At 68.6% G+C, this 6,477-nt stretch carries 1 protein-coding gene; it reads right to left on the reverse strand.

All coding sequences use genetic code 11. The features are described 5' to 3' along the window. The coding region (locus ACGF3J_RS38645) for an amino acid adenylation domain-containing protein (protein ID WP_393856119.1) at positions 1-6,425 on the reverse strand (6,425 nt) is incomplete at its 3' end. Positions 6,426-6,477: the final 52 nt, after the last annotated feature.

Here is a 6,477-nt window from a genome sequence, read left to right on the forward strand (position 1 = left end):
CCCGCCACCCCCGGCGGCACCGGCTCCAGGAACCGGTCCAGCACAAACAACCGCGCATTCGCCACCGGCCCACCCACCGACGGCACACCCACCCCGTCCTCCGGCACCTGCCCGGCAGTCACCATCACCGTCGACTCCGTCGGCCCATACGTGTTCACCAACACCCGGCCACCATCCGCCCACACCCGCGCCACCTCAGCCGACAACAGCTCACCACCCACCAGCACCCGCCCCAACCCAGGCACAGTCATCGGGTCCACCACACCCAGGAGAGAGGGCACCACACTCGCCACCTTCACCTCCTCCCGCACCACCAGGTCAGCCAGCAGCCCCACATCCGCCCGCTCCGCCTCCGACGCCACCACGAGGCGGCCACCCGACGCCAACGTCACCGCAACATCCAGCACCGAACCGTCGAAGCCGAACGACGCAAACTGCAACACACCCACCCCAGGCCCCGCACCCAACACCGGACCCAACGCCACCACCAAACCCACCACCGCACCCTGAGACACCACCACACCCTTCGGCACACCCGACGACCCCGACGTAAACATCACATACGCCGCACCACCGGGTTCACCGAGCACCGGACCCGCCACCACCGGCGCGACATCCAGCCCCGGATCGTCCAGACACACCACAGCCGCACCCAGACCGTCCGGCAGCCCACCAGCCAAAGCCCGAGACGTCACCACACACACCGGCCCCGCCTCCGCCAGCACCACACCCACCCGCTCCACCGGATACGACGGATCAACAAACACATACGCACCCCCCGCCTTCCACACCCCCAACAACGCCACCACCACATCCACCGACCTCCCCAACACCACACCCACCACCGACTCCACCCCCACACCCAAGCCCGCCAACACACCCGCCAAACGACCAGAACGCTCATCCAACTCCCCGTAAGTCAGGCGCTCCTCACCACACACCACCGCCACCGCACCCGCATCCCGCACCACCCACTCACCGAACAACTCCACCCACGTCACCTCAGGCACCGGCTCGACAGTGGCATTCCACCCCGCCACCACCTCATACCGCTCCGCCTCCGACAACAACTCAACCTGCCCCACCCGCACCTGCGGATCCTCAACCACAACCGACAAGACCCTCACCAACCACCGACCGACCCGCTCCACCGTCCCCGCATCAAATAGATCCACCGACCCCGTAACCGACCCCCGCAACCCGCCAGGACGACCCTCACCATCGACCACCTCACCCAACGACACATCAAGATCAAACTTCGCTGCCCCCTGGCCGACTGAAGCCGGCGCCACCCGCAGCCCAGGCAGGTCAAGCTTCGCCTGGCCCAGATTCTGTACTGCCAGCATGACCTGGAACAGCGGATGCCGCGCCAGCGAACGATCCGGCGCCAGCACCTCCACCAACCGCTCGAACGGCACCTCCTGATGCTCCAACGCCGCCAGACTCGTCTCCCGCACCCGCCCAAGCAGCTCGCCGAAGGTCGGATCCCCCGACACATCCGTACGCAACACCAGCGTGTTGACGAAGAACCCGACCAGGTCGTCGAGGGCCTGATCGGTGCGGCCGGCCACCGCAGTACCGACAGGAATGTCCTCCCCCGCACCCAACTTCGACAGAAGCACCGCCAGCGCGGCCTGCACCACCATGAACAACGTGACACCCTGCTCACGCGCCAGCGCCGCCAACCGCGCATGCACCTCCGCCGGAACCTCCACCCTCACCGTGTGACCACGATGTGACGCCACCGTCGGCCGCGACCGGTCACCCGGCAACGCCAGCTCCTGCGGCGCCCCGGCCAGTGCGTCCCGCCAGAAACTGACCTGTCCGGCCAGCACACTGCCCGGATCACCCTCATCACCCAGCAGCTCCCGCTGCCACAGGGTGTAGTCCGCGTACTGCACCGGCAATGGCTCCCAACCAGGCGCACGACCGTCACATCGCGCCGCATACGCGACGGAAATGTCCCGCGCCAACGGCCCCATCGACCACCCATCCCCCGCCACGTGATGCACCACCACGACCAGGACGTGCACGTCCTCATCGACCTCCAGCAGCAGCGCACGGAACGGCACCTCAACCCCGAGGTCGAACCCCCGCCCGCACTCCTCCGCCACCAGACCCGCAACCTCACCCTCACCCTCACCAGCCCGCACCACCCGCAACACCTCACCCACCACAGAAGGCACCAACACCTCCTGATACGGCTCCCCCTCCACCACCGGGAACACCGTCCGCAACACCTCATGCCGGACGACAACATCACCCAACGCCGCCCTCAACGCAGCAACATCCAGCACACCCTCCAACCGCAACGCAACCGGCATGTTGTACGTCGCACTCGGCCCCTCCAACTGCGCCAAGAACCACAACCGCCGCTGAGCAAACGACAACGGCACCCGCCCAGGCCGCACCCACGACCTCAGACTCACCCGCGCCGCACCCGCACCCGCAATCCGCACCGCCAACCCCGCCGGCGTCGGAGCCTCGAACAAGGCCCGCACACCCAACTCCACCCCGAACACCGAACGCACCCGCGACACCAACCGCATCGCCAGCAACGAATGCCCACCCATGTCGAAGAAGCTGTCCTCCACCCCCACTCGTTCAAGACCGAGGACGTCCGCGAACACGCCGCACATCAGCTCCTCGGCCACCGACGCCGGTGCCCGCCCGCCACCGGCACCCGTGTACTCCGGCGCCGGCAAAGCCGCGCGGTCCACCTTGCCGTTCACCGAGAACGGCAACCTGTCCAGTACCACCACCGCGGACGGCACCAGGTGATCCGGCAACCGCTCACCCACGTACGCACGCAACCGCGCAGACAGGTCGTCACGCGCAACGTTGCCGCTCCTGGGGACCACATATGCCGTCAGCCGCTTGTCACCGGACGTGTCCTCTCGGGCGATCACCACTGCCTGAGCCACACTCGAGTGGGCAGCCAGCACCGCCTCGACCTCACCCGGCTCGATCCGGAATCCACGCACCTTGACCTGGTTGTCCGCCCGGCCGATGAACACCAACTGTCCGTCCTTGGTCCACCGGGCCAGATCCCCCGTCCGGTACATCCGCTCCCCCGGCGCACCGAGCGGGCACGCTACGAACCGCTCACCGGTCAGGTCAGGCCGACCGTGATATCCCCGCGCCAGCCCGGTCCCGGCCACATACAGTTCGCCCGCCACCCCGGGCAGAACCGGCGACAGAGCAGCGTCGAGCAGGTAGATGCGCGTGTTGTCCATCGGCCGACCGATCGGCAGCACCGATGGGACTGCGTCGGCGTCCCCAACCAGGATCTGGGTAGCACACAGGGTGATCTCGGTCGGCCCGTACACCTGCCGCACCGCAGCCCCGGGAGCAGACGCCAACACCGCCGACACCGCTGCCGACGGAACCACGTCCCCACCTGTCAGCACCTCGCTCACTCCGGCGAAGCACCCGGGGTCCTCCTCCACCAGCATGCGCAGCAGTCCCGCGGTCACATGCACGCGGTCGAGCTCGTACTCCGCCACCAGCGACCGCAGGACACCGGCATCCAACTTGCCGGCCGGGGCCAGTACGACCGCTCCCCCGATCGCCAGCGTCACCCATGTCTCAAGCACCGACGCATCGAACTCGTACGGGCCGTGCCCCAACATCCGCCCCGGCTCTCCCCAACACTGATCCACCACCAGCTCAGCCAGATCCCGTTGGGTCACCACCACGCCCTTCGGCCGTCCCGTCGATCCGGACGTGAACATCACGTACGCCGCCGCTCCGGGCTCAGTCGGCACCGGCACGCCCGTCGGCTCCACCTCGGCCAGCTCCGTGACTACCGCCGGGTCGTCCACCGCCACCACCGGGACCGGCAGCGCATCGGGCAACCCAGCGGTCAGGCTGCTGACCGTGACCATGCACACCGGCCCGGCCTCCGCCACCAGCAACGCCACGCGCTCTTCCGGATAGGAGGGATTGATGAAGAGATAGGCGCCCCCTGCCTTCCACACCCCCAACAGCGCGACCACCGCGTCCGCGGACCGTTCAAGCATCACCCCCACCACCGACTCCGAACCCACCCCTCGTGCCCTCAACACGCCTGCCAGCCGCGATGCCCGCTCATCCAACTCCCCGTACGACAACTCGACCTCGCCGCACACCACCGCCACCGCACCCGGATCCCGTACCACCTGCTCCGCGAACAGCTCCACCCACGTCGCATCGGGCACCGGCCCGGCGGTGTCGTTCCAGCCGGTCACCACCTGGTGCCGTTCCGCCTCCGACAGCACCTGGACCTGCCCCACCCGCGTCTGCGGGTCTGCGGCCACCAGCGACAGCACCTTCACCAAGCGCTCGGCGACCGCATTCACGGTCCCCGCGTCGAACAGATCCGCCGCCCCGGTGACCGACCCCCGCAGCCCCACCGGGCGGCCTTCACCGTCGACCAGCTCACCCAACGACACATCAAGATCAAACTTCGCGACACCCAACCCACCGGACACCGGCGCCACCCGCAGACCCGGGAGGTCCAGCCTGGCCTGGCCTTGGTTCTGGAGGGTGAGCATGACCTGGAACAGCGGATGCCGCGCCAACGAACGATCCGGTGCCAGCACCTCCACCAACCGCTCGAACGGCACCTCCTGGTGCTCCAGCGCCGCCAGACTCGTCTCCCGTACGCGCCCCAGCAGCTCGCCGAAGGTCGGATCCCCCGACACATCGGTGCGGAGCACCAGGGTGTTGACGAAGAACCCGACCAGGTCGTCGAGGGCCTGGTCGGTACGGCCGGCCACCGCCGTACCGACAGGAATGTCCTCCCCCGCACCGAGCCGGGACAGCAGTACCGCCAGCGCGGCCTGCACCACCATGAACAACGTGACACCCTGCTCACGCGCCAACGCCGCCAACCGTGCATGCACCTCCGCCGGGACCACCAGCGAGGCCGTGTGGCCCTGGTGCGACGCGGCCGCCGGCCGCGACCGGTCACCCGGCAACGCCAGCTCCTGCGGCGCCCCGGCCAGTGCGTCCCGCCAGAAGCTGACCTGTTCGGCCAGCACGCTGTCCGGATCATCCTCATCACCCAGCAGCTCCCGCTGCCACAGGGTGTAGTCCGCGTACTGCACCGGCAACGGCTCCCACGCCGGAGCCTCACCCGCACACCGCGCCGCATACGCCACCGAGATGTCCCGCGCCAACGACCCCATCGACCACCCATCCCCCGCCACGTGATGCACCACCACGACCAGGACGTGCACGTCCTCATCGATCCCCAGCAGCAGCGCACGGAACGGCACCTCAACCCCGAGGTCGAACCCGCGCCCGCACTCCTCCGCCACCAGATCCGCAACCTCACTCTCACCAGCACGCACCACCCGCAACACCTCACCCACCACAGAAGGCGCCAACACCTCCTGATACGGCTCCCCCTCCACCACCGGGAACACCGTCCGCAGCACCTCATGCCGGACGACAACATCACCCAACGCCGCCCTCAACGCAACAACATCCAGCCCACCCTCCAACCGCAACGCAACCGGCATGTTGTACGTCGCACTCGGCCCCTCCAACTGCGCCAAGAACCACAACCGCCGCTGAGCAAACGACAACGGCACCCGCCCAGGCCGCACCCACGACCTCAGACTCACCCGCGCCGCACCCGCACCCGCAATCCGCACCGCCAACCCCGCCGGCGTCGGAGCCTCGAACAAGGCTCGCACGCTCACCTCGACCCCGAACACGGACCGCACCCGCGACACCAAGCGGGTCGCCAGCAACGAATGCCCACCCAGCTCGAAGAAGTGGTCCTCCACACCAACCCGCGTCAGCCCCAACAGCTCCGCGAACACACCACACAGGATTTCCTCGACCGCGGTCGTCGGCCCCCGCCCACCCTCGGCCGTCCCGTACTCCGGGTCGGGCAACGCCGCCCGGTCCACCTTGCCGTTCACCGAAAGCGGCAACTCATCCAGCATCACCACCGCCGACGGCACCATGTAGTCCGGCAGCCGCCCGTCGGCAAAGGCACGTACCTGCCCGGCCAAGTCATCGCCATCATCCGCACCGGCCCCGTGAGTGGCGACCACATACGCGATCAGTCGCTTGTCCCCCGGCACATCCTCGCGTGCGACCACGACCGCCTGACCCACCCCCGGATGCGCGGCCAGCACCGCCTCCACCTCACCCGGCTCCACCCGGAACCCACGCACCTTCACCTGATCGTCCGCACGGCCTACGAACACCAGCTGCCCATCCGCGGTCCACCGCGCCAGGTCACCGGTCCGGTACATCCGCGCACCCGAACCGCCGAACGGGCACGCAACAAACCGCTCAGCCGTCAGCCCCGGCCGCTGGTGATACCCCCGCGCCAGGCCCATACCCGCCACATACAGCTCCCCCACAACACCCGGCGGCACCGGCTCCAGACCACCATCCAGCACATACACCCGCGTGTTCTCCAACGGCCGCCCAATCGGCAACACCCCCGGCACCGAACCCGACCCCGACCCCACA

This window comes from Streptomyces sp. NPDC048171 (assembly GCF_043202655.1).
Classification (GTDB): Bacteria; Actinomycetota; Actinomycetes; order Streptomycetales; family Streptomycetaceae; genus Streptomyces.